The 22,932-nt window shown below is 31.4% G+C and carries 15 protein-coding genes, 7 tRNA genes and 1 rRNA gene; 3 read left to right on the plus strand and 20 right to left on the minus strand.

Annotation, left to right across the window (positions count from 1 at the left end):
* Nucleotides 1–141: 141 nt before the first annotated feature.
* Together O3801_RS05365 and O3801_RS05370 are read right to left on the minus strand one after the other, a co-directional pair.
* Nucleotides 142–4,491, minus strand: a complete 4,350-nt coding sequence (locus O3801_RS05365) for a PolC-type DNA polymerase III (protein ID WP_371454317.1) — start codon at nucleotides 4,489–4,491, stop codon at nucleotides 142–144.
* A gap of 316 nt (nucleotides 4,492–4,807) precedes the next feature.
* A complete protein-coding gene (locus tag O3801_RS05370) occupies nucleotides 4,808–6,508 on the minus strand; it encodes a proline--tRNA ligase (RefSeq protein WP_371454318.1) in 1,701 nt (566 codons plus the stop codon).
* 188 nt (nucleotides 6,509–6,696) lie between these two features.
* On the opposite strand from O3801_RS05370, the gene recU reads away from it, so the two are divergent.
* Together recU and O3801_RS05380 are read left to right on the plus strand one after the other, a co-directional pair.
* On the plus strand, nucleotides 6,697–7,272 hold the full coding sequence (gene recU, locus O3801_RS05375; protein WP_294681374.1) for a Holliday junction resolvase RecU: 576 nt from the start codon (nucleotides 6,697–6,699) through the stop codon (nucleotides 7,270–7,272).
* Between the two features lie 6 nt (nucleotides 7,273–7,278).
* A complete protein-coding gene (locus O3801_RS05380) occupies nucleotides 7,279–9,441 on the plus strand; it encodes a transglycosylase domain-containing protein (protein WP_371454319.1) in 2,163 nt (720 codons plus the stop codon).
* 34 nt (nucleotides 9,442–9,475) lie between these two features.
* On the opposite strand, the gene O3801_RS05385 is transcribed toward O3801_RS05380, so the two are convergent.
* The 10 genes from O3801_RS05385 to gshAB form a co-directional block, all read right to left on the minus strand.
* Nucleotides 9,476–10,147, minus strand: coding sequence for an acylneuraminate cytidylyltransferase family protein (locus O3801_RS05385; RefSeq protein ID WP_371454320.1), 672 nt, complete (start codon nucleotides 10,145–10,147; stop codon nucleotides 9,476–9,478).
* 306 nt (nucleotides 10,148–10,453) lie between these two features.
* Nucleotides 10,454–11,737, minus strand: a complete 1,284-nt coding sequence (locus tag O3801_RS05390) for a ferric reductase-like transmembrane domain-containing protein (protein WP_371454321.1) — start codon at nucleotides 11,735–11,737, stop codon at nucleotides 10,454–10,456.
* Nucleotides 11,721–12,509: an FAD:protein FMN transferase gene (locus O3801_RS05395; RefSeq protein ID WP_371454322.1), complete on the minus strand. Its 789-nt coding sequence runs from the start codon at nucleotides 12,507–12,509 to the stop codon at nucleotides 11,721–11,723. The genes O3801_RS05390 and O3801_RS05395 overlap by 17 nt, the downstream gene beginning before the upstream one ends.
* Nucleotide 12,510: 1 nt before the next feature.
* Nucleotides 12,511–12,996 (minus strand): FMN-binding protein, encoded by a 486-nt coding sequence (locus O3801_RS05400; protein ID WP_371454323.1) that lies wholly within the window; start codon nucleotides 12,994–12,996, stop codon nucleotides 12,511–12,513.
* A gap of 210 nt (nucleotides 12,997–13,206) precedes the next feature.
* On the minus strand, nucleotides 13,207–14,493 hold the full coding sequence (locus tag O3801_RS05405) for an MFS transporter (protein ID WP_371454324.1): 1,287 nt from the start codon (nucleotides 14,491–14,493) through the stop codon (nucleotides 13,207–13,209).
* Between the two features lie 174 nt (nucleotides 14,494–14,667).
* On the minus strand, nucleotides 14,668–15,036 hold the full coding sequence (locus O3801_RS05410) for a DUF956 family protein (RefSeq protein WP_371454325.1): 369 nt from the start codon (nucleotides 15,034–15,036) through the stop codon (nucleotides 14,668–14,670).
* A gap of 81 nt (nucleotides 15,037–15,117) precedes the next feature.
* Nucleotides 15,118–16,041: a PTS system mannose/fructose/sorbose family transporter subunit IID gene (locus tag O3801_RS05415; protein ID WP_371454326.1), complete on the minus strand. Its 924-nt coding sequence runs from the start codon at nucleotides 16,039–16,041 to the stop codon at nucleotides 15,118–15,120.
* A gap of 17 nt (nucleotides 16,042–16,058) precedes the next feature.
* Nucleotides 16,059–16,868 carry a PTS mannose/fructose/sorbose transporter subunit IIC gene (locus O3801_RS05420; RefSeq protein ID WP_371454328.1) on the minus strand — a complete coding sequence of 270 codons (810 nt, stop codon included), beginning with the start codon at nucleotides 16,866–16,868 and terminating at the stop codon, nucleotides 16,059–16,061.
* A gap of 24 nt (nucleotides 16,869–16,892) precedes the next feature.
* Nucleotides 16,893–17,876: a mannose/fructose/sorbose PTS transporter subunit IIA gene (locus O3801_RS05425; protein ID WP_371454329.1), complete on the minus strand. Its 984-nt coding sequence runs from the start codon at nucleotides 17,874–17,876 to the stop codon at nucleotides 16,893–16,895.
* A gap of 399 nt (nucleotides 17,877–18,275) precedes the next feature.
* Nucleotides 18,276–20,537 (minus strand): bifunctional glutamate--cysteine ligase GshA/glutathione synthetase GshB, encoded by a 2,262-nt coding sequence (gene gshAB, locus O3801_RS05430; protein ID WP_371454330.1) that lies wholly within the window; start codon nucleotides 20,535–20,537, stop codon nucleotides 18,276–18,278.
* A gap of 192 nt (nucleotides 20,538–20,729) precedes the next feature.
* On the opposite strand from gshAB, the gene O3801_RS05435 reads away from it, so the two are divergent.
* Nucleotides 20,730–22,022: a cytidine deaminase gene (locus O3801_RS05435; RefSeq protein ID WP_371454331.1), complete on the plus strand. Its 1,293-nt coding sequence runs from the start codon at nucleotides 20,730–20,732 to the stop codon at nucleotides 22,020–22,022.
* 92 nt (nucleotides 22,023–22,114) lie between these two features.
* Here O3801_RS05435 and O3801_RS05440 read toward each other — a convergent pair.
* The 8 genes from O3801_RS05440 to rrf all read right to left on the minus strand — a co-directional run bounded on the left by O3801_RS05440 (nucleotide 22,115) and on the right by rrf (nucleotide 22,880).
* A tRNA-Glu gene (locus O3801_RS05440) sits at nucleotides 22,115–22,186 on the minus strand.
* 42 nt (nucleotides 22,187–22,228) lie between these two features.
* Nucleotides 22,229–22,301, minus strand: a tRNA-Lys gene (locus O3801_RS05445).
* 1 nt (nucleotide 22,302) lies between these two features.
* Nucleotides 22,303–22,378, minus strand: a tRNA-Gln gene (locus tag O3801_RS05450).
* Nucleotides 22,379–22,391: 13 nt separating this feature from the next.
* Nucleotides 22,392–22,475 (minus strand) — tRNA-Tyr (locus tag O3801_RS05455).
* A 13-nt stretch (nucleotides 22,476–22,488) separates the two neighbouring features.
* A tRNA-Val gene (locus O3801_RS05460) sits at nucleotides 22,489–22,564 on the minus strand.
* A gap of 7 nt (nucleotides 22,565–22,571) precedes the next feature.
* Nucleotides 22,572–22,646, minus strand: a tRNA-Glu gene (locus O3801_RS05465).
* 6 nt (nucleotides 22,647–22,652) lie between these two features.
* Nucleotides 22,653–22,729: transfer RNA gene (locus O3801_RS05470), tRNA-Asn, on the minus strand.
* Between the two features lie 36 nt (nucleotides 22,730–22,765).
* Nucleotides 22,766–22,880 (minus strand): 5S ribosomal RNA (gene rrf, locus O3801_RS05475).
* Between the last annotated feature and the right edge of the window lie 52 nt (nucleotides 22,881–22,932).

Here is a 22,932-nt window from a genome sequence, read left to right on the forward strand (position 1 = left end):
AGATTGAAATTAACTCGTATTTAAATACGAAACATTAAAATTATTCTGCAAGAATTAAAATAGATTACTTCCAAAAATATTGTAGTTATCTTGCAGAATAATCTTTAAATTTAAACTGTTTTAATTGAATAATTCTATCAATTACAATTCATCAAAGAATGATAATTGTGCTTTTTCCGGAAGACCTTTTAATGTCCCCATTTCTCTTAAATATTCTACTACCGTAGAAGATACACTTCCTCGTTTTGAGAAATCTTCAATTGATAAAAAGGCTTTCTCTTCTCTCGCTTGAACGATCTTGTTAGCTACGTTATCTCCAAGTCCGGGAACAATCGAGAACGGTGGAATTAACGTATTTCCTTCAATTATGTAATCATGACTTGCTGATTTTTCTAAATCAACTTTAGAGAATGTAAATCCTCTCTCCATCATCTCATTAGCAATTTCATAACTTACAAGGGCATCTTTATCTTTATTTGATAGTTCATTTTTATCTGTAGTTTTTATTTCTTTTATTTTCGCTTTTAACGTTTCTGCTCCCTTAACTACCGTAATAATGTCAAAGTCACTAGCTCTGACAGAATAATAAGCACAGTAGTATGTTAATGGTTGATGAACTTTAAACCAAGCAATTCGAAGCGCCATAAGTACGTATGCACATGCATGGGCTTTAGGGAACATATACTTGATTTTTTTACATGAATCAATATACCACTCTGGTACATTATTATCTATCATCTCTTTTTCAAAGTCTTCAGTTAATCCTTTACCTTTCCTTACGCTTTCCATTATTTTGAAAGATAAACCTTCTTCTAATCCAGCATGAATTAAATATACCATAATGTCATCACGACAACCAATTACATCTTTAAGTTCACAAGTACCATTTTTGATTAATTCTTGAGCATTACCTAACCAAACGTCCGTACCATGAGATAATCCAGAAATCTGAACTAATTCTGAATATGTTGTCGGTTTTGTATCATCCAACATCTGAATAACAAAGTTTGTTCCAAACTCAGGAATACCAAATGTTCCACTTGCTGAATCTACTTGATCTCTAGTGACACCAAGCGCCTCAACTGTTGAAAAAATACCCATTACTTCAGGATCTGATACATCTATTGTTTTAGGATCAATACCAGATAAATCCTGTAACTTTCTAATCATAGTCGGATCATCGTGTCCAAGTATATCAAATTTCAAAATATTATCATGGATAGAGTGGAAATCGAAGTGAGTTGTTCTCCATGGACTCGTTTCATCATCCGCAGGGAATTGATACGGAGTAAAGTCAAAAATATCCATATCATTAGGAACTACTAGTATACCACCAGGATGCTGTCCAGTAGTTCTCTTAGAACCTTCACATCCTGCTGCAATACGTTCTATATCTATACTTCTCTTCTCTATTTCATTTTTCTCATAATAATCTCTAGTAAATGAATAAGCCGTTTTCTCAGCCACTGTAGAAATAGTTCCAGCACGATATACGTAATCTTCACCGAAAATTTCTTTCGTAAAGTTATGAGCCGTTGCTTGATATTCACCAGAGAAGTTTAAATCTATATCGGGTACTTTATCTCCATTAAATCCTAAGAATGTTTCGAAAGGAATATCTTGGCCATCTTTTGTCATTTTTACATCACAATGTGGACAGTTTTTATTTGGAAGGTCAAAGCCCGATGCGTATTCAGCATTTAGGAAAAATTCACTATGTTTACATTTCGGGCAAACGTAATGTGGGGCTAACGGATTAACTTCTGTAATTTCCATCATTGTGGCTACAAGTGATGAACCAACCGATCCCCTTGAACCTACTAGATATCCATCATCTAGTGATTTTTTTACAAGTTTATGTGAAATTAAATAAACCACACTAAATCCATTACCGATAATAGATGCAAGTTCTTTCTCTAATCTTTTTTCCACTATTTCCGGCAGCTCTTCACCATATATTCTATGAGCCATATCATAACTTAGATTACGTACCTCATCGGCTGCACCTTCAATATTAGGCGTATACAGCTTGTCTTTTAACGGTACAACTAACTCAATCATATCATTGATTTTATGCGTATTATCAATAACTATTTCTTCTTTTAATTGTTCATCAAGATAAGAGAATTCTTTTAACATTTCTTCGGTTGTAAGGAATGTAGCCATCGGTTTTAAATCACGTGCACCAGGATTACTTTTCACCGTTAGTCTTAATATTTGGCGATAAACATGTTGATATTCATCTAAATAATAACAGTCTCCTGTTGCGACAACAATTTTTTCTTTTTTCTTAGCTAATTGAATTAATTTTTTCAGGATTTCTTCTAATTCTGCATTATCTGCTATTCTTTCATTTCTTATGAAATTAGCATAATGATGTTTAGGTTGAATCTCAATATAATCGTAAAAATCAATTATATTCTCTACTTTGGCTTCTTTAGAATTTAGCAATTCTTCAAATACTTCATTATCACCATTACCACTACCAATTAATAAATCTTCTCGATATTGTTCTAATAAACTACGTGGAATTGTAGGTTTAGCAGAGTTCAAGTACTTAGTACAACTATATGAAACTAATCTGAATAAATCTTTAAGCCCCTTAGCATTCTTAACCAAAATCGAACAAGGGAATGTTCTTGAGCGTTTATGCGCAAGTTCTAAGTCAATTTTTTCATCTATTTCATTATGATATTCAATACCTAATTCGTATAATTGATCTAGCATTTTCACGAAAATTTCTGCCGTAGCTTTTGTATCATAAATAGCTCTATGGTGTTGAACTAAGCGAACTTTGTATAATTTAGCTAAATTGCTAAGACCATGTCTTTTCGCTTCTTTATTTTCAGCACGAGAGACGAATAATGTATCTATACTAGCATTATTCTTATTCTCTAACCCTAGTCGTTCAAAACAAGTATCCAAGAAGCCTAAATCAAACTTCGCATTGTGGGCTACTAATATGTCATCTTCATCTAACCAATTATAAAAGTTAGTCATTACTTCTTTTTCAAGTGGAGCATCTTTAACATCATCATTAGTAATACTCGTTATTCTAGTAATAAGTTCTGAAATAGGTCTTTGTGGATTAATATAACTTTCAAAACTATCTATTTCAGCTCCATTTTTCACCTTAACCGCAGCAATCTCGATTAATCTATCACGTTCTGCTGAAAGACCCGTAGTCTCGACGTCAAATACAACATATGTAGCGTCTTTTAATTTAAGTTCTTTCGGATTTGTCGTAGCAGTAATACTATCATCCATGATAAAGGCATTTAACCCATAGATTGGTTTAATATCCTTCCCTTTTGAACTCAAACAAATTTCAGGATATGCTTGAACACCATATGTATCTGTAAAAGCAATGGCTTCATGTCCCCAATCTATAGCTCGAGCTAAATATTCTTTTGCTGAAGAAATACCTTCAAGCTGACTCATCTTCGTATGAGTATTTAGCTCTATTCTCTTTTTCCCGCTGTAATTATCTTTTTTCTCTTCTTTATTAGCAACCTCAATAGACTTAGGTTCGATGATTGTATCTCTTAAATATGGATCATTACTTACAGCTCCATGAATCTTAAGCCATTGACCTTTCTTAATTCCTTTTACTAGGTCTATTAATTCATTCTTACGTTTATTTTGGAATTTTGAATTAGGATTGTTACCAAATAATCTTAGTATTATAGAATCACTATAATCAGTAAGTTTTAAACGATACTGACTCGAACCATTTCTATGAACAATCTCTTCAGTTCCAAAAACCTGAGCCATTATAGTTACATCTCCGGCATAACCAACAACATCCTTGATTTCTACAATGTCCTCATCGCGAATTTCTTGCCCATATCGAGTTCCACCACCGCCTCCAAAGGCAACGAATTTTCTTTCAGATTCTTTTGGTTTTCTCTCAGCCTCTTTTTTCTCTATTTCCTCTAACTTAACGATTTCCTGGGAAATTTTTTCTTCTTGACTCACAAGTACCGCTTCAACATCAGTTTTAGAAAAATTAGGAATAATGTCTTTAATTTCAATACCTATATTTGCATAACTACTTATTATTTGTTGTTTTCGTTCATTAATAAAATTATTCCAAATCGATGGAGCCATTATTTTCATAGTTAAAACACTATTGTTAACTTCAACTTCACTAAATAAAATACTCTCCATTAGAACTTGAGAAATCTCTGAGAAATTTTCTAATATTATATACTTCCAAAATTCTTTTATTTGCTCATCCGTGACTTCAGCACTTACCTTCAAACGATAATTAACAATGTAATCACCTAAGAAATTTTCTCGCAATTTCTGAATAAGTAATGTTAATTCTTCTACTGAAGGTAAACTTTCTCCACTAAAATTAAACGTCCAAATCTTATTCTTATTATCTTTTTCTATATTATCTAAAGAATAATTTATGAATTTTGAGTTTGATAACTGTTCTTCTAATTCTAATGTTTTAACTAATAAAGAAAAATGTTTATTACTCATGATTCCTCCTACTTTTTATATAACTGACTATGTTTTCATTAATTTATAAGTTTCTCTCTAATCTACCATTAGAGAGAAAAATTAATTTCCACAATAATTCTAATAACTTCCATTAAACATAAAAAATTCATTCATCTTAATTCTATATAAAGATAAAATGAATTGACTTATCATACAATTTTTTAATATATTTTCTATAAATAAGAATATATTATACATAACTAAATTATACTAAAAATACCAACTAAAAACAAATGGTTATTTTCTTAACAACTATTTATTTTTAATTGGCATTCTTTAATTCAGCTTATAATTATTATTTATAAAATGATTCTACTTTAGCTAATACATCGGCTACTTGTGTATCAACTTTTTCTAAAGTTTTTCTTTCTTTAACCTCTACAACACCCTCAACGGCTTTTTTACCAACAACTACTTGTAATGGAATACCGATAAGATCAGCATCGTTAAATTTAACACCAGCACGCTCTGCTCTATCATCGTAAAGAACTTCATATCCTGCTGCTGTTAGTTGAGAATATAATTCTTCACTAAGTTTAACTTGTTCTTCTTTCTTAACATCAACACACACTAAATGTACTTGATATGGTGCTACCTCTTTAGGCCAAATAATACCCTTTTCATCACTATGTTGTTCGATAATTGCTGAGATACAACGAGTTACCCCAATACCGTAACATCCCATGTAGAAGTGATTTGCACGACCATTAGCATCTAAATAAGTAACATCCATAGCTTCTGAATAACCTTTACCAAGTTCGAATACTTGTCCAACTTCGATACCTTTAGCAAATTTAACTGGTCCTGATAAATCTTCCGCTAAGTCACCTTCTTCAATCATACGAAGATCGTAGTGAGCATCAACTTCATAATCTCCTGGATTTACGTTAATATAGTGGAACCCTTTTTTGTTAGCTCCACAGCTATGATTGTACATATATTTAATCGCATTATCACCGATTACTTTACATCCCTTGATTCCGAATGGTCCCATGTAACCAGCTACACTTCCCATAACTTCTTCAATTTCTTGTTCTGTTGCCATTTCAACTTCAGAAGTTCCAGTAGCTTTCATGAATTTAATGTCATTAAGTTGATCATTACCACGCATAAGAACTAGGTAGAATTCTCCATCAGCTTTTAGAGCTAATGCTTTCATCGCACGATTAACTTCTACACCACAAAATGCTGCGATATCATCGATTGATTGTTGATCTGGAGTTTCTAATAGACTACGTTCTTTTTTCTCAAAACCTGTAGGCATTGTATAGTTTTGTTCAACTACCGCTGCAGTTTCGATGTTTGCTGAGTAATCACTCTCTTCAGTATACACAATTGTATCTTCCCCTACTTCAGCTAACGCTTGGAATTCATGAGTATAGCTTCCACCAATATTACCAGAATCAGCTTGTACCGCACGATACTTAAGTTCGAATCTATCAAAAATATTACTATATGCTTGATAATAATCTTTATACGTTTCTCTTAAAGATTCTGGTGAATCATGGAATGAATAAGCATCTTTCATTATGAACTCTTTACAACGTAATAATCCTAAACGTGGACGAATTTCATCACGGAACTTAGTTTGAATTTGATATAAGTTCATAGGTAATTGTTTATATGAAGTTATCATATTATTAACTGTTTGAGTAATTATTTCTTCTGCAGTTGGACTTAGGGCATATCCTGCTTTTTTTCTATCAGTTACACGAATAAGTTCTTCTCCCATTTTGTCCCAACGACCAGATTTTTTCCAATATTCATCTGATTGTAAAATAGGCATTAAAAGCTCTGCTGCACCGATTTTACTATGTTCTTCTCTAATTACTTTTTCAATTTTTTGAATTACACGAGTAGCCAAAGGAAGGTAAGTATAAACTCCTGCAGATACCTGCTTCACCATCCCCGCTTTAATAAGCAACTTATGACTTGTTGCTTCTGCAGAGGACGGTACTTCTCTTGTTGTTGGAATAAATGTTTTTGATTGTCTCACAACAATACCACCTCTCATATTTAAAATTTCCTATATTATTATACCATAAATTATAATAATTTTTTCAAAAAAAATATTTTTTATTAAATTTAAAATTTGTAAAATTATATCAGTTTTCGACTATTTGTAATTCAAATTTTCTTCAGAATATAGTATAATAGATAGGATAATTATTTATGGAGGGATATATGTTTAATTATCCTAATAAGAAGAGTAATTTCATTCAAAAAACTAAATATTCTAATCGAGGTATGGAACTCGAAGAAGACATTAATTTTGCGAATAAATATTACTTAAATAATGACATTGCAGTTATTCATAAGAAACCTATTCCAATTCAAATAGTGGAAGTGAATTATCCTAACAGATCGAGTGCTATGATTACCAAAGCATTTTATAAAACCCCTTCTACTACTGATTACAACGGTCTTTGGAATGGAAAATATATTGATTTTGAGGCTAAGGAAACTAATTCAGCCACATCATTTTCTTTAAATAATATTCACGAACATCAAATAGATCATATGCAAAAGATTTTAAATCATGGTGGAATTACTTTTATTATCGTTAGATTTAAAAAAATCGATAAAACATTCATACTTCCATTTAAAAAATTTATATTTTTCTATGATCGCGCTAAAAACGGCGGCAGAAAATCTATAAAACTTAGTGAATTTGAAGAAACTGCATTTGAATTATCATTTAACTACAAAATAAGATTAGATTATATAACTATTATAAAAAATAATGAAAGTGAGTTTTAACAACAGATGAAAACTTTATTCAAATATATTAGTTCCATCTTTTTTTCAATATGCTTAGTATTATTTTTTGCTATTTTAATACTATTTGCTAAAGAATTAAAAGATGTTCCGGATATAACACAGGCTAATTTGCAAGATCCATTATCATCAGAAATTTATGATAAAAATCTTAATCTAATAGCTACAGTTGGAGCTGAAAAAAGGGAATACGTTTCGATAAATGATATTCCTAAAAATATTACAGATGCTGTACTATCTACAGAAGACTCTAGATTCAAATCACATATTGGTATTGATCCTATTCGTCTTATCAAAGCAGTACTTGTAAATATCCGTTCTAATTCAGCACAACAAGGTGCTAGTACAATTACACAACAGGTAGTAAAAAATTCACTACTAACGTCTGATAAATCATTACAAAGAAAAATTCAAGAAGCTTATCTATCTCTTAAATTGGAAAACAGATATTCTAAAGATGATATATTAGAGATGTATATGAATAAAATTTACTATTCTGATGGTCAATACGGTGTTAAAACAGCAGCTAAGTACTTTTACAATAAAGAGTTAAACCAATTAACATTACCTCAAGTTGCCCTTTTAACTGGTATGCCTCAACAACCAATTCTATATAATCCATATGATTATCCAGAACAAGCAAAAGAGCGCCGTAACACAGTATTATACGCACTTCTAAATAATGATAAAATTACAGAAGATGAATATAACAATGCAATTAACACACCTATTATGGACGGAATAGTTGAAAAAACAAAAGAAGAACGTGCAAACCAACACACTTATAATCCTAAGTTTGCTGCATATATTGATCAAATAACAAAAGAATTAAAAGAAAATCAAAACTTTGAAAATATTAAAGACCCACTTTCTATGGGATTAAAAATATATACTAACTTAAATCCAGAATTACAAACATATGTTCAAGATATGTTAGATAATCAAAGTGCTCCTATGATACGTCATGCTTCTCAAGCAGCTATCTCAGTTCTTGATACAAAGACTGGACTAATCGAAGCAATTGGTGGTGGGAAAAATTATAAAGCTGGTGGATATAATTATGCCGTTGATGCCCGAGTTCAACCTGGTTCATCTATCAAACCTTTAATTGACTATGCTCCAGGAATTGAATACTTTGGATGGGATTCTCAAACTACATTCTCAGACTCACCATATCAAATTGCTGGGACTAACTTCTATATCCAAAACTGGGATAGACTTTATCACGGTACAGTTACTATGAGTACAGCTTTATCATGGTCTTATAATATACCTGCGGTTCGTGCTTTCGAAACTGTTGGATACGAAAGATCTAAACATTTCGCTGAAAAACTTGGTATTCCTGTAACAAAAGATGAACCAACTACAGCAATTGGAGGGAACGTTGATGGAGTTTCTACTCTTCAAATGGCAGGTGCATTCGCATCTTTTGGTAATAAAGGATATTACAATAAGCCTTCAACAATAGTTAAAGTGTTTAACGCAAATGGTAAAGAATTACCTAATATTAAAGATGAACCTGTTAAAGCAATGTCAGAAGAAACTGCCTATTTAATTACAAATGTATTAAAAGGTGTACTTTCTAGTAACGGTACATCGCCTAATGGTAAAGTTGAAAACTTTGATATGGCTGGTAAATCAGGCTCAAGTACATTTGACGATTCTGCATACTATAATTATGGAATAGATGTTGTGAACTCTACTAAAGACAGTTGGATGATAGGTTATACTACTGACTATACTGTTTCGGTTTGGCAAGGTGCTGATATGGTAGACTCAGCTGCAAAAGCTCTATCTTCAGAGCAGGCGAAAACTACACAGGTAATCATGGCAGATGTTATGAAGAAAGTTTCAGATAAGAAAGTACCTGCAGCATTTGAAAAACCTGCAGGAATTGAGACAAAAAATGGTGTTGAGTATGCCAAAGAAAGAAATACGGAAACTGACCATATGTATGCTGGTACTGACAGAGACGCAGTTTATCAAGCTGCTATCGCACAAAAACAACGTGACAGTCGTTCTGCACTTACAACAGTATTCAACTCTTTAACAAATTCTACTAATAGAGCAAATAGTTCTGTTGCTACACAAAGACAAACAGCAGGTAGAACAAATCAAACAAATAGAGCTACAAATCAAAATAGACGGTAATAAAAAAGAATCGTGAGAAATTCACGATTCTTTTTTATTTTATATAATTTTTATATAAATTCTCACAAATTTCAAAGTCTAAATTATCATCAATATCATAGCTGTATATTTTATCCATCTCATATACTTTCGTTTTATTTGTATAAAAAGTTTTATCCCTTAAGTAATTGTTTTTTGTCGACATCCATATAGAGCCATTAGGATATATATGTTCTGGTTCATCCTGTCTTCTATAATTTCCACCATGACAAGAAGGAACTAAGTATCCTTTTTGCTCATCCATAAATAGACTTTTACTTAATTTAGGTTTAGTAAACGAAACAAGGTGATCACAATCTTTAAACATATCGAATGCTGTATGTATATGTTCTACTTTTCTAAGTGGAGAAGTTACTTGTAAATTCATGAAAATAAAATCTTCTTTAATGTCTTTAAATAAAAATTCTAAAGTTTCAAAAGTTGTAGAAGAGTCTAGCGAAACTTCTTTGGCTCGTTTAATGTATTTACAATGATTACCATATTCTCCTTCACACAAATTAAGATACTCTTCCGAATCAGATGATATCCAAATTTCATCAAATTTCTTACTATCTATTGCTATATCAATTGTATAAAAACATAACGGTCTTCCACAGAACAACTTTATGTTCTTATCTAATAATCCTTTTGAATTTTTACGCATTAAAATAACTGCAATTTTTTTCAAAAATATCCTCCTCTCCTTAGAATTTTTCTTTTTTATATTATAATACATTGTATCATTATAATATACCTAATACAATAATTTAAATATTAGAAAATCCTTTTTCCCCTCTAAAAAAAGATGGGAGTGACTCAAAAATCGTGATTTCGTAGAAACCGATTTTGTCGAGTCACCCCCGCGAGTTTATTAGATACCTAAAAAGCTTTTTTAAAGCGATTTTAGATATCAATAAACCACTGCGCCTATAAGTTCTCATATAAACTTTATTAAATTTTAGGACTTTTGGATCAGCCCAATCTTTTAAAATCCCTAGAAGTTAAATCCTTCATAGAATATTCTATTTTTCTTTATACCTTTTTCCTTAAGCATTTTTTCATATGCTAGATTCATCACCATTGGTCCAGCTATTATATAATTATACTCTTCACCAATCGGTAAACATTTATCTAACTGCTCTGTTGTAAATCTTCCATTTTGAGAATATGATTTAAAATTACTTCTTTCATTCCATAACTCGAATTTTTCTTGATATAAAAGTTTTTTATCTTTCTTCACAGTATATAAGAATGTTATATCTTTATTATCAAATTTATCGGCTAATCCAAGTAAAGGAACAACACCAATTCCTCCACCAATAAGAACAAACTTCTCATTCTTACCAGATTTTTCAATCATTGAACTTAGGACCCCATATCCTCTTGTTAAATTAACTTTTTCTCCTATCTCTAAATTAGGAAGATTTTTTGTGAAATCCCCTACACCTTCAATCGACATCTGAACATAGCCATCTCGCTCTGGTATATTCAATATAGAAAATGGATGTGGCTCTTTCATCCCCTTTACATTAGGGAACGAAATAAATGCAAAATCACCCGTTTCTATTTTTCTTAAAGCAGATTTACTAGTAGTAAGCGTTAATTCCGTAATATTTGAATCTACTTTTCTAACATTTTTTAAAAGCCCAACTTGTACATTTAAATACTTATTATATGCATAGTGTCCATAGGCACCAAATGCAATTACAGTATATAAAATAACTAAAATAGTGAATGGAACTATACTTCTTATATATGGAATCAGAAGAACATGTAAGAAAGCCAATAATGCAGCTACTAGATTAAGTCTATGTATCCACATAGATAACTCATGTTTAAAGATTTTTTCTAACATCTTTTTGATTTTCATTAAGATATTTATTCTTGAAGTTAACCAACCAGCCATAAAAACAAGTGAATAAGCAACGACTCCTATAAAGATATTCATCGACCATTCACCTGTCAACTCTATAAGACCCGATGATTTCAGTAGTTGATCATGAAGATACATAAAGATTACAGCAAAAATTGCTGTTACTCCATGAATTATATACATGTCTGGTAAACCTATTATTCTATCTAGCCATTTTGGCTGAGAAGACAGGAATATCGCTGATAACATCCATGAATATGCAAACACTCCTAAATTGATCGCTAATACTCTACTTCCAAACACCTCTGGCAAACCATTTCCTAATGTTACTATTAATGGTAACGGTATCGTTAACAAGACTATTAACCAAATCATATTAAATATAAATCTATGTTCTCTCAACATCTTTTATTTTTCCCTCCTCAAAAACTCTTTTTATTCCCTCTTTTGTTAACAAAATCCCTGTTAACAATTTATTTTCTACTATTTCTCTCCAAATTTTCTCATTAGCAACTACTCCTGCAGTTGCTAGTACATCGACATCTGATAGATATGTTCCAACTACTGTGACTTGAATATGATTAATATCGTTATCACTTTTGATATGTTGTCCTTTTTTACTAAACCCCGAAGTTGCCACTGCCCCATTTTTTATACTATACTTAGCAATTATTTTCTCCTTGTCTTCAGGATTCTCTATCCCGATTTTCCAAGAGAAGTTACTATCAAGTCTAGTACCAACTTGCATATCACCTGCGCCATTAATTGCTCCTGCTTCTAAAATATTATTATCAATAAGTGGCTTTATATATTTCATAAAAGCATTCTCTATCACCCACCCCTTAACAAATCCTGTTGGATTATATTTTCCATCAAAAAATGGGTCAAATAAACCATGAGTTTCTTTTTTAGCGATTATAGACCTGCTATAGACTTCTTGATATTCTATATCAAAAAAGTCATCTTGTAATTCTTCACCTATATCAGTATGTCTACTAACCAAACTTTCTGATAGAAACGGCGAAAATTTCTCTTCCACATTTTGTAAATATTTATCAATCTCATTAACAATTTGATTCAATACATCTATTAACGTTTCATCAAAACTATCCCTAACAAAGGCTATTGTGAAAGGCATGTTCATTCTTTTCAATACATAGGTTTTAAACTTAAACATTTTATTTAGCCTTATTTAATGCATCTTGTAAAGAACCTTTAAATCCTTTAAATGTTTCAGATGCTCCAGAAACTAATGCTATATCACTACTTTGAGCTTCTATTGCTTCCTCAACATATTTAGGAAGTGCTGTCTTATTAATGTTTTGTGAAAATTCTTCATCTGGCTGAAGAAGTACATTAACATTGGCTATTTTCCCACCTTGAACGGCTACACTTACTTGGAAATTTCCTACGTTTGTTTTTGTTACCGCACCAGTATAAGTTCCATCTTTATAAGTAACAGTCTCTTTTCCTGAAGAAGACGAAGTATTTTTACTTGTACCTTTTGTTTCTTCACTTTCTTTTTTTATATCTTTTTTTGTATTTTGAGAAGTAGAATTTGACGTTAAACTTTGACTACTTGGCTTTACAAAAGTATAATAACCGGCGGTCAATGCTGATGCTCCTACAACTCCAGTTAATGCTGTTTTTTTTATTTTACTCATATTTTCTCTCCTTTAAATCATTTTTATAGATAATATATCATATTTTACATTTACGTCCTACTAATTCGCATTAAATATATTATATATTTTTTTGTTAAAATTAGATTAATATTTTCATTCTAGAATATAGCTCTGCTCTAGCTATATTAAATATTACAAAATAAAAAACTTTAGAACTTTTTATAAATTCTAAAGTTTTTTTAAAAATGGTTATTTCTTTTTAGGTCTTGTTTCAGGGAATGTAAATACAAAAATGATATAAATTATACTACCTAGTAAATAAAAAATTATTGATGAATTGTAGCCCATATGATTTAAAACTAGACTCCAAATAAAGTTAAATAATGTATAAATTGCATATCCAAAAGCCCAAAATATTCCAAACATTATCGTTAATCTTTGTGAGTTCATATTTGGCAACTCATATGGAAGATTTAAATATACTGGATATTGAGAATACATGAAAAATCCTGATAAGCTAAACATAGCATATGCTAGTACTACATTACTAGATACAAAGAATAATCCTAATGCCATACATCCAATCATCAATGCTCCATGAGCGATTAAAAATGGTTTTCTTCTAAAATTCAATTTTCTAGTGACTACTAAACTAAATAAAGTTCCAATTATTCCCCCAACCGTTACTGTTAATATCATAAATTCTGCTTTAAAACCTGCATTGTGAGCATGTTCTGCTACAACTCTAGGAAGCGACACTAACGGCATAACATATAAAAATAAAAATCCACCAAATCCTAATGAAAATACATAGATAAATTTATCTTTAAACCCATCAGCATAAGTATACTTCTTAACTTCTTCTTCGTGTAATGTTTCTTTTGATTCAATCAACAATTTATAAACAAAATAGTTAGTATGTTTCCACGTAATTGTTGGTTCAAAATCATGAGAAAACATTAACCAACAGATAAATAAAATTATACTAAAAATACTAAATCCTATCATAGTATAACGCCAGTCATCTACAAAATGTTCTTTAAATAACAAGAATAAAATAGCAACTAATGCAGCTCCAACATTATAGGCTGCTGTAATAATTGCACTAGTCATAATTTTTTTATCATTCGGTATAAACTTAGCTACAAACGAGTTTATAAACACAATTATCATTGATCCACCAAATGCCATAATCATTCTAGAGAATGTGTATAACCAGTAGTTATGTGTGAAAATTGCAAAGAAAGAAAAACACAAACAAAACAATGCTAACATTGCAGCTTTTTTCGGATGTAGCTTAATTAATATAAACGCAGCAAGTAAATTAGCTATAATTCTTGCTATAGTTATAGTATAGTTTACAACTTCAGATATTATTGGAGAAACCTTTTCTCCATTAAAATAGTGATCTGTGATTTGTTTTGATAAGTTTGATCCTGCCACCCAGTTAGTAGCAAATACTACATATGCAGCAATTAGGATAGCAAACATAATAATTCCTTGCTTTCGCGTAGGTGAATTTGCAGATAATTCCATTTTGATACCTCTTTTTTAAAATTTTATTAATACAATAACTTACTGTTATAATACTGATTTCCTTTTTCAATTATAGTTTAATATAAAACATATGAAAATGCAAGAAAAATATGGTGTTTGCACTACGTTTTCATGAAAATATTTTTAAAATTAAAAAAGACTAATATCAAAGTATTAATCTTTTTTTCTAAATAAATTTTTTAATGATAATATTGGCTTATTCCTTACTATCTTGTCATTACCAATAAATTCTCTCATTTCTTTTAAACATTTTCCAGAATTTTTTACAATAAAGTTAAAACTTCCTGCACTTTTAGTATCTATAAAAAATCCTCTAATATATTTATCTCTAAAAAACATTTGTGCTCTAACTTTATCTATTTCTGACCAGGGTATCTGAATATAATCTTCAGAATTTCTATGATTATAAAATTCAAAGGCTTTGTCACCCACCATAACATCTCCATGTTTATTTCCAATTGAACCAGTAAGACAATTAGCCTTTGTCGTATAAACAACTTTTGTATTCATAGACATTACCATAGTTTTCACCTCCTCTAGAGTCTCTATAATTAATTTTAAAAAAGGAAGTTGAGATATTTAACCCCAACTTCCTTAACTTTATTACATTACACCTGCTACGTGAGCAATAACACCTAATGCGAATAATCCGAAAATTATTAATACTGGGCTTACTTTACGTTTTAATAACCACATACATACGAATGTTAATAATAACGCCGCAAATCCAGGAATAAGTTGATCTAAGTTATCTTGTAATGTTGTAACTTTTTCTGGTGTTAGTGAGAATTTTCCACTTGTTGCTTTTGTAATAATATCTTGTAATACTTCACTAGTAATGTGTGTTCCTTTTTCAGGGAAGTGAATAAATGCTTTTTCATCTAACTGTACTTTAGAAACAACTAATGGGAAACTGATGTTAGTCCAACGTTGAACTAAGATACCCATTACGAACATACCAAGGATTGAAGCTCCTTTTGTAATTGTTTGTAAAATACCACCTGAAAGGTCACTTGTAATTTCTGAACCTTTTTTATAACCAAATTCTTGTGTATACCATAAGAATCCAATACGGATTAAATTCCATGCGATAAAGAAGAATAATGGTGCAACAATTGAACCACCAGTTGCTAATGAAGCTGCGATAGCTCCAAGGATAGGACGAACTGTAAACCAGAATACTGGATCCCCAATACCTGCCAATGGTCCCATCATACCAACTTTAACCCCTTGGATTGCTGCATCATCGATATCAGCTCCATTTGCTTTATCTTCTTCTAAAGCAAGTGTAACCCCTAAAATTGGTGCTGCAATATATGGGTGAGTGTTAAAGAACTCTAAGTGACGTTTTAATGCTTGAGTAGCATCTTCTTTGTTTGGATATAATTTTTTAAGTGCTGGGATTAATGAGAATGCCCAACCACCATTTTGCATACGTTCATAGTTCCATGAACCTTGAAGGAACTGAGAACGTAACATTACGCTACGACGATCTTTTTTACTTAATGTAATTTTTTTCTCTGACATTTTGTAGTTCCTCCTTCTTAATAATCGTTTAAGATATCGCCTAGTGGATCTCCAGATGAAGTATTTCCACCTCCACCGCCACCTTTGTTTTTAGAAAGGTTTAGGTAGATAATTGCTAAACATAATCCGATAATACCAGTTGCGATAAGTGTTAATTGGCTAAGTGGTGCTAATGCAAATCCTAAGAAGAAGAATGGCCATACTTCTTTAGTTGCCATTAGGTTAATAACCATCGCAAAACCAACTGCAACTACCATTCCTCCACCGATAGCCATACCTTCTGTGAACCATTTTGGTAATGCTTCAAGAGCTTTTTGAACTACTGATGATGGAATGAACATTAATAATCCTGCTGGAATAGCAACACGTAACCCTTGAGCTGCAAGTGCTACATAGTGCCAGAATTCAACTCCACGGAAGTTACCTTGTTCTGCTGCACGGTCAGCTTGGTGAACGATAACTACTGATAATGTACGAACAACCATTGTAAGTACAAGTCCTACTGTAGCTAATGTAACAGCTGTTGCGATAGCGATAATACGTCCTTCAGCTGAGAAGTCACCAGCTTTAATGAAAATAATAGCAGATGCTACTGATGCTAAAGCTGCATCCGGAGCAACCGCAGCCCCAATATTAGCCCATCCAAGTGCTAATAATTGAAGAGCTCCACCTAAAATAATACCTTCTGATAAATGTCCTGTTGCTAAACCGATTAAAGAACAAGCGATAATTGGTTGATGGAATTGGAATTGGTCTAAGATACTTTCCATACCCGCTAAAAATGCAACAACAAGGACTAATATAACTGCTAGAATACTAAATTCCATAGTGTCCTCCTAATTACTATTAAATTATAATTTTAAACCTTCGCTAGATTTAGCTTCAATAAGTTTGAATAAATCTGATGGTGAATCGTTAGATACTTTACGTACATCAAATTTAACACCTAAATCACGAAGTTTTTTGTATACTTCTACATCTTCTTGATCTAATGATAATACGTTGTTAATTTGAACTTTACCAACAGAGTGAGCCATAGAACCAATGTTTAATTCTGGAATCTCTACTCCTTTTTCGATTACTGCAAGAGCATCTTGTGGTGTTTCAAATAATAATAACGCTTTTGTATCACCAAATCTTGGATCTTTATAAACTTGAACAAGTTTATCTAATGGAATTACGTGTGCTCGTACCCCTGGAGGAGCTGCTTGCTCAATAAGTTTTTTACGTAATTCATCTTTCGATACTGAATCTGAAACTACAATAATTCTATTTGGATGAGTTGCTTTTGTCCAGTTTGTAGCAACTTGTCCGTGTAGTAGACGAGTATCGATACGGGCTAATACAAAGTCTATTTTCCCGTTTCCTAATACCGTACCTTCTGGAATTTCTCCTTGAGGTGCAGCTTGTGTACTTTCAGCTACTTCTGCTTTTGGTTGTAGTTCTTCAGGGCGAACTTTTACTCCATCAATAGCTGTTGGTGTGATTGCTTTTGCAATCTCGTGAGCTGTTGTCATAGTGAATCTACTAGCATATGCTTCAATAAGCATTGGTAAGTTTAATCCTGCTACGATTGCTCTTTTCTCTGGTGCTTCTTCAAATAACTTGTTAGCTTGGTTAAATGGACTTCCACCCCAAAGATCGACAAGGAAAAGAATCTCTTCAGAATCTACTTTTGCAATAGCTTCTTGAAGTTTTCTTTGCAAGTCTTCTGGTCCTTCACTTGGCATAAATACAACTGCTTCTACTTTTTCTTGTTCACCAAAAATCATAGAACCAGATTGTTTAATTCCTGCAGCAAATTCACCGTGACTCGCGATGATAATTCCTACCATCTTAGTACCTCCTTTTATTTAATTCTTATTTATTATGACGTGTATACCTTTGCATACAAATAGATTATATCATTTATTATTTTTTTTGTAAATGTTTTAGTTTCTTACTTTACAAATAATGCAATCGATTTCTAATGCTAATGCTTAAATATAAGATATATTATTTTTTGTATCAACAAATACAAAACCTTTTGAATCGCTTTTGTAATTAAAAATTTTATATGTTTTCACAAGGAAATATATAAAATTTTATAGAAAAATTTATATTATGAAAATATTATTTTCATACTTTCATAATATTACAATTGTTTTTTTATTCCTAACTATAAAAAAAGATAATAACTTAACCTTTTTAGTTACGTTATTATCTTTTTATAGCATTAAAAATTTACTGGCAATCTATTTTATATTTTTTTCCGGAAATAACATTTTTAATACATTTAATGATAATCTTCTAGATTTACCTGAATGTGGATAAATATGCATCATCATCATAGGATTAAAATTAGCTTCGATAACTCCATAATTAGTTGCATTAACTTCTTCTTTTATATCTGAAATTATTAAATCTACACCACAAACTTTGGCCATCATAGCATCCGCTATTTCTACTGCTAGCTCTTTATAGCTTTCATGAACTTCATCTGTCATATCCACAGAATCTCCACCTGTACTGATATTTGAATTTTCTCTTAAATATGCTACTTCGTTCTTAGCTAATATAGAATCAAAATTTAATCCTTGTTCAGATAATTGAAGTTTTTCAATTTCTCCAAGTTCGATTTTTTTCAGAGGAGTTTTCTTAGCATCTCCTCTTAATGGATCTGAATTTTTTTGTTCAACCAATTCTCTTATTGTATGTTTACCGTCACCCACAACATTTGCAGGTACTCTTAATAATACAGCCTCTGTTTTCCCTTCAATAACAAAAAATCTATACTCAGTACCTTCTATAAACTCTTCAATTAGTATGTCTTTGTCTTCTTTAAGAGCAAACTCTATGGCTTTAGAATAGTTTTCTACTGAACTTGTTCCATTTTTAAAGATTGTTATACCTAGTCCAAAATTTGTGCTCTTAGGTTTTATAACTATCGGTTTGTTTTTTATATAATTAAATTTTTGTAATGCTTCTTCTAAACTAGAAACTTCATATCCTTTTGGAACTCTAAGACCTTTTTCAGCTAATACTTTTTTAGTAACAACCTTATTTTCCATAATTAACGGAGAAATATAACTATCTTTACTTGTCATATTTCCATTCTTTACATATTCTACTCTTCCATTACTTTCTAAACGAATAAACTGATCATTTTCATCTATAACTGTAACTTTAATACCATTTTTTATTGCATCTTCAATTACAGCTTGTGTAGATAGTTCCATATTAGAAAATGCACTTAATGAATAATATTCTCTTAAAGCATCCTCTTTATACATTCTAGCTAACTTCATTCCTACTTTGGACATATCATTTTCTTTTTGGTATTCTTTTAAAAGTCTAGCTCCTATAGTAAGTTCAGGATTTTTTAATTCTTCAATCTTTTCATCTATTAAATCAAAATCGCTTTCTAGTAGACCTACTTTTTCTACCATGTCTTTCATTTGATTTAATAGCCATAATCCCTCTTCTTCATACTTAACTTTTTCCATTGGATGTGAAAGAGCTACATTCTCACTGTATTCATATCCTAAAGATTCAGAAGTATTTTTATCCACCTCTTCTAACCAAACTAGAGTTTTTATGAATAAATGTACAAATCTAATATCTTTTTCTAAAATACCAAATGGTGCAAATGGGTTTAAATCAAATAATCTAAATTCAATATACTTAATTCCCTGATCTGGGAATTTTTTGATAGTATCTGCACCTCTAAAACGAACACTAGAGTAAAATTCTTTTTCAGCTATTAATTGTTTATTTTCTACATATCCTGTTATATCTTTAATATATCTTTCTAACGAACTATATGATACTTTAATATCATCATCATTTACATAACCATATCTACTAGTTCTTAAACTTCTTACAAAATCAGTTGGCTTTATGCCATCTGTAAAATATTTATCCTCTGCCAAAGGAGAAGCACCTAAAAGATAAATTAATAGCCATTGATATCTTAAAAACTGTCTAGCAAGTTTTAGATAAACATCGTTTTTTACTGTTACTATATCCTCACCAGTAATTTCAGCAATTTTCTCCATCAACATATCATCTAGTTGGAAATTATAATGTATACCTGATACCATTTGTTTATACTTTCCATATTTTTTTACTAAATATTCCCTATACTCTACATCAAATTGTTTTTCAAATTGTGCAACTCTTATGTCTTCTTCATTAGGTAGTATAGCAAGTACACTTAATGGCCAAATATATTCGTCTTTTGGTAGATTTTTTAAAGTTACTTCATGGATAGCATTTAAAATCCTTAAAACATCTTTTTCATTATTTTCAGGTGTTGTTATCAACTCAACCTGCGATTCAGCAAAATCAGTCTGAATGTACGGATGTTCATGTCTTATTCCAAATATTTTTGGATGATCAGTTTTAGTTACTTCCCCATTTTCTAAAACACGTTGTCCTTCCTTTTCAATTCCAATTTTCACATTAGCAAATAATTCTTCTAAATTATTATTTATTATTATATCTTTAATTATCATATTACATCACTCTCTACAAACAGTATAGTTACCTTTTATCTTATCATAAATAAAGAATTAATAATAGAAATTAAACTCAACTTTAATGCAATTTCCAATACTTACTTACAATATTTATATATATATGATATAATCAAATTACACTTAAGAAAGGGGATAAATACGATTTACTATCGTATTTCTAAATTTTTTATGATTAAATTAATAGCTAGTGATATGGATGGAACTTTATTAAATCATAACCATAAAATTCCTAAAGAAAATGTAAAACTTATTAATTTTGCTAAAAATCAAGGAATAGAATTTGTAGTAGCAACAGGGAGAGCCTATTATGAAGCTTTACCAGCATTAAATGAAGAAAATATTAATTGTGATGTGATTAGTTTTAATGGTGGTATCGTCTATGATAAAAATGGAAATATCATCAGTATTACTCCAATGGTACCAAAAGATTTATATTATACAATTGAAATATTAAAAAGTTTTGATATAAGTTATCAACTTTATACAAAAAACACTATATATACAAGAAGTATAGAAACTGATATAAATGCTTATATAGATTTAATTAGGTCTAATGGGTATGAACCAGATGTTGAGCATTTACGTGCAGAAGCACAACAAAAACTAGATTTGGGATATATTACTGAGGTTGATAATATAGAATTATACCTTAACGAAGAAGAAAATCCACCAATCAAAATAATAGCAATATCTAATGATATATCAAAACTAGAAAATGCTACCAAACTATTATCAGAAAATACTAATATAAGTGTTACATCATCTGGAGCGAATAATATAGAGATAATGCATAAGAATGCTACTAAAGGCGAAGCCTTAAAAGAGATAGCTAAAATCTATGGAATCAACTTAGAAAATGCTGTAGCAATTGGAGATAATCTAAATGATCAAGCAATGCTTGATATTGTTGGATACAGCGTTGCTATGAAAAATGGTAATACAATATTAAAAGAACAAGCAAAATACGTAACAGAAAAAACAAACTCTGAAGGCGGTGTTGCGGATACTATATTCAAATTAATAGAACAAAACAATGAAATTAAAGAAGATATCAATGAAGTATTAGTAAAAGCAGCAATCGATGCAACAAAATTTGCTTACGTTCCCTACTCTAATTTTAAAGTAGGTGCTGCAATATTAGCTGAAAATGGAAAAATCTATACTGGTTGCAATATTGAAAATGCTAGTTATTCGCCAACAAACTGTGCAGAAAGAACAGCAATTTTTAAAGCTGTTAGTGAAGGAGTTACAAAATTCAAAAAAATAGCAGTAGTAGGTGGCCCTAATGGTAATTTAGAAAATTATTGTCCACCTTGTGGAGTTTGTCGACAAGTGATTTCTGAATTTGCAGATGAAGATTTTGAATTAATCTTAGGTACTTCAGAGAATAAATACGCTGTATATAACTTCTTTGAAGAAGTATTACCTCTGAGTTTTACTGCAAAAGAATTAAAAAAATAAAGTAATTGGTCATTAGAATTTATATTCTAATGACCATCTTTTCTACTATTTAAATAAAAAAAGTCGTAACAAACGTTACGACTAGGTTAAGATGACCCGTACGGGATTCGAACCCGTGTTACCGCCGTGAAAGGGCGGTGTCTTAACCACTTGACCAACGGGCCAAAAATATAAAAGGCTAAATAATTAGCCTTTTATTCAATTAATGAGCCATGAAGGACTCGAACCTTCGACCCTTTGATTAAAAGTCAAATGCTCTACCAACTGAGCTAATGGCTCATGGCTGGGATACCTGGATTCGAACCAGGGGAATGACGGAGTCAAAGTCCGTTGCCTTACCGCTTGGCTATATCCCAATAATATTTAGAATGGTGGGAAGAAGTGGATTCGAACCACTGAACCCGAAGGAGCGGATTTACAGTCCGCCGCGTTTAGCCTCTTCGCTATCTTCCCGGCTTATTAAAAATGGTGGAGGTTAACGGGATCGAACCGCTGACCCCTTGCTTGTAAGGCAAGTGCTCTCCCAGCTGAGCTAAACCTCCGTTCAAATGGTGACCCGTACGGGATTCGAACCCGTGTTACCGCCGTGAAAGGGCGGTGTCTTAACCACTTGACCAACGGGCCAAAAAATGGCTCCACAGGCAGGACTCGAACCTGCGACCCTCTGATTAACAGTCAGATGCTACTACCAACTGAGCTACTGTGGAATAATAAGTCTAATGCTTTAGCACTAGACCTCAAATGCCTGGCAACGTTCTAGTCTCACAGGGCGTAGGCCCAACTACATTCGACGCTAAAGAGCTTAACTTCTGTGTTCGGTATGGGTACAGGTGTGTCCTCTTCGCTATCGCCACCAGACGAAAACTTCATATACATATTATATCATCTTTTTTCTATTTATCAACAGTTA

Source organism: Gemella sp. 27098_8_149, from assembly GCF_041433745.1.
Classification (GTDB): Bacteria; Bacillota; Bacilli; order Staphylococcales; family Gemellaceae; genus Gemella.

Excerpts from the sequence above, each read along its gene's own strand:
- O3801_RS05365 (WP_371454317.1), bottom strand. The coding sequence starts at position 4,491 with ATGAGTAATAAACATTTTTCTTTATTAGTTAAAACATTAGAATTAGAA.
- recU (WP_294681374.1), top strand. The coding sequence starts at position 6,697 with ATGTTTAATTATCCTAATAAGAAGAGTAATTTCATTCAAAAAACTAAA.
- O3801_RS05380 (WP_371454319.1), top strand. The coding sequence starts at position 7,279 with ATGAAAACTTTATTCAAATATATTAGTTCCATCTTTTTTTCAATATGC.
- O3801_RS05390 (WP_371454321.1), bottom strand. The coding sequence starts at position 11,737 with ATGTTGAGAGAACATAGATTTATATTTAATATGATTTGGTTAATAGTC.
- O3801_RS05395 (WP_371454322.1), bottom strand. The coding sequence starts at position 12,509 with ATGTTTAAGTTTAAAACCTATGTATTGAAAAGAATGAACATGCCTTTC.
- O3801_RS05400 (WP_371454323.1), bottom strand. The coding sequence starts at position 12,996 with ATGAGTAAAATAAAAAAAACAGCATTAACTGGAGTTGTAGGAGCATCA.
- O3801_RS05405 (WP_371454324.1), bottom strand. The coding sequence starts at position 14,493 with ATGGAATTATCTGCAAATTCACCTACGCGAAAGCAAGGAATTATTATG.
- O3801_RS05410 (WP_371454325.1), bottom strand. The coding sequence starts at position 15,036 with ATGGTAATGTCTATGAATACAAAAGTTGTTTATACGACAAAGGCTAAT.
- O3801_RS05415 (WP_371454326.1), bottom strand. The coding sequence starts at position 16,041 with ATGTCAGAGAAAAAAATTACATTAAGTAAAAAAGATCGTCGTAGCGTA.
- O3801_RS05420 (WP_371454328.1), bottom strand. The coding sequence starts at position 16,868 with ATGGAATTTAGTATTCTAGCAGTTATATTAGTCCTTGTTGTTGCATTT.
- O3801_RS05425 (WP_371454329.1), bottom strand. The coding sequence starts at position 17,876 with ATGGTAGGAATTATCATCGCGAGTCACGGTGAATTTGCTGCAGGAATT.
- gshAB (WP_371454330.1), bottom strand. The coding sequence starts at position 20,537 with ATGATAATTAAAGATATAATAATAAATAATAATTTAGAAGAATTATTT.
- O3801_RS05435 (WP_371454331.1), top strand. The coding sequence starts at position 20,730 with ATGATTAAATTAATAGCTAGTGATATGGATGGAACTTTATTAAATCAT.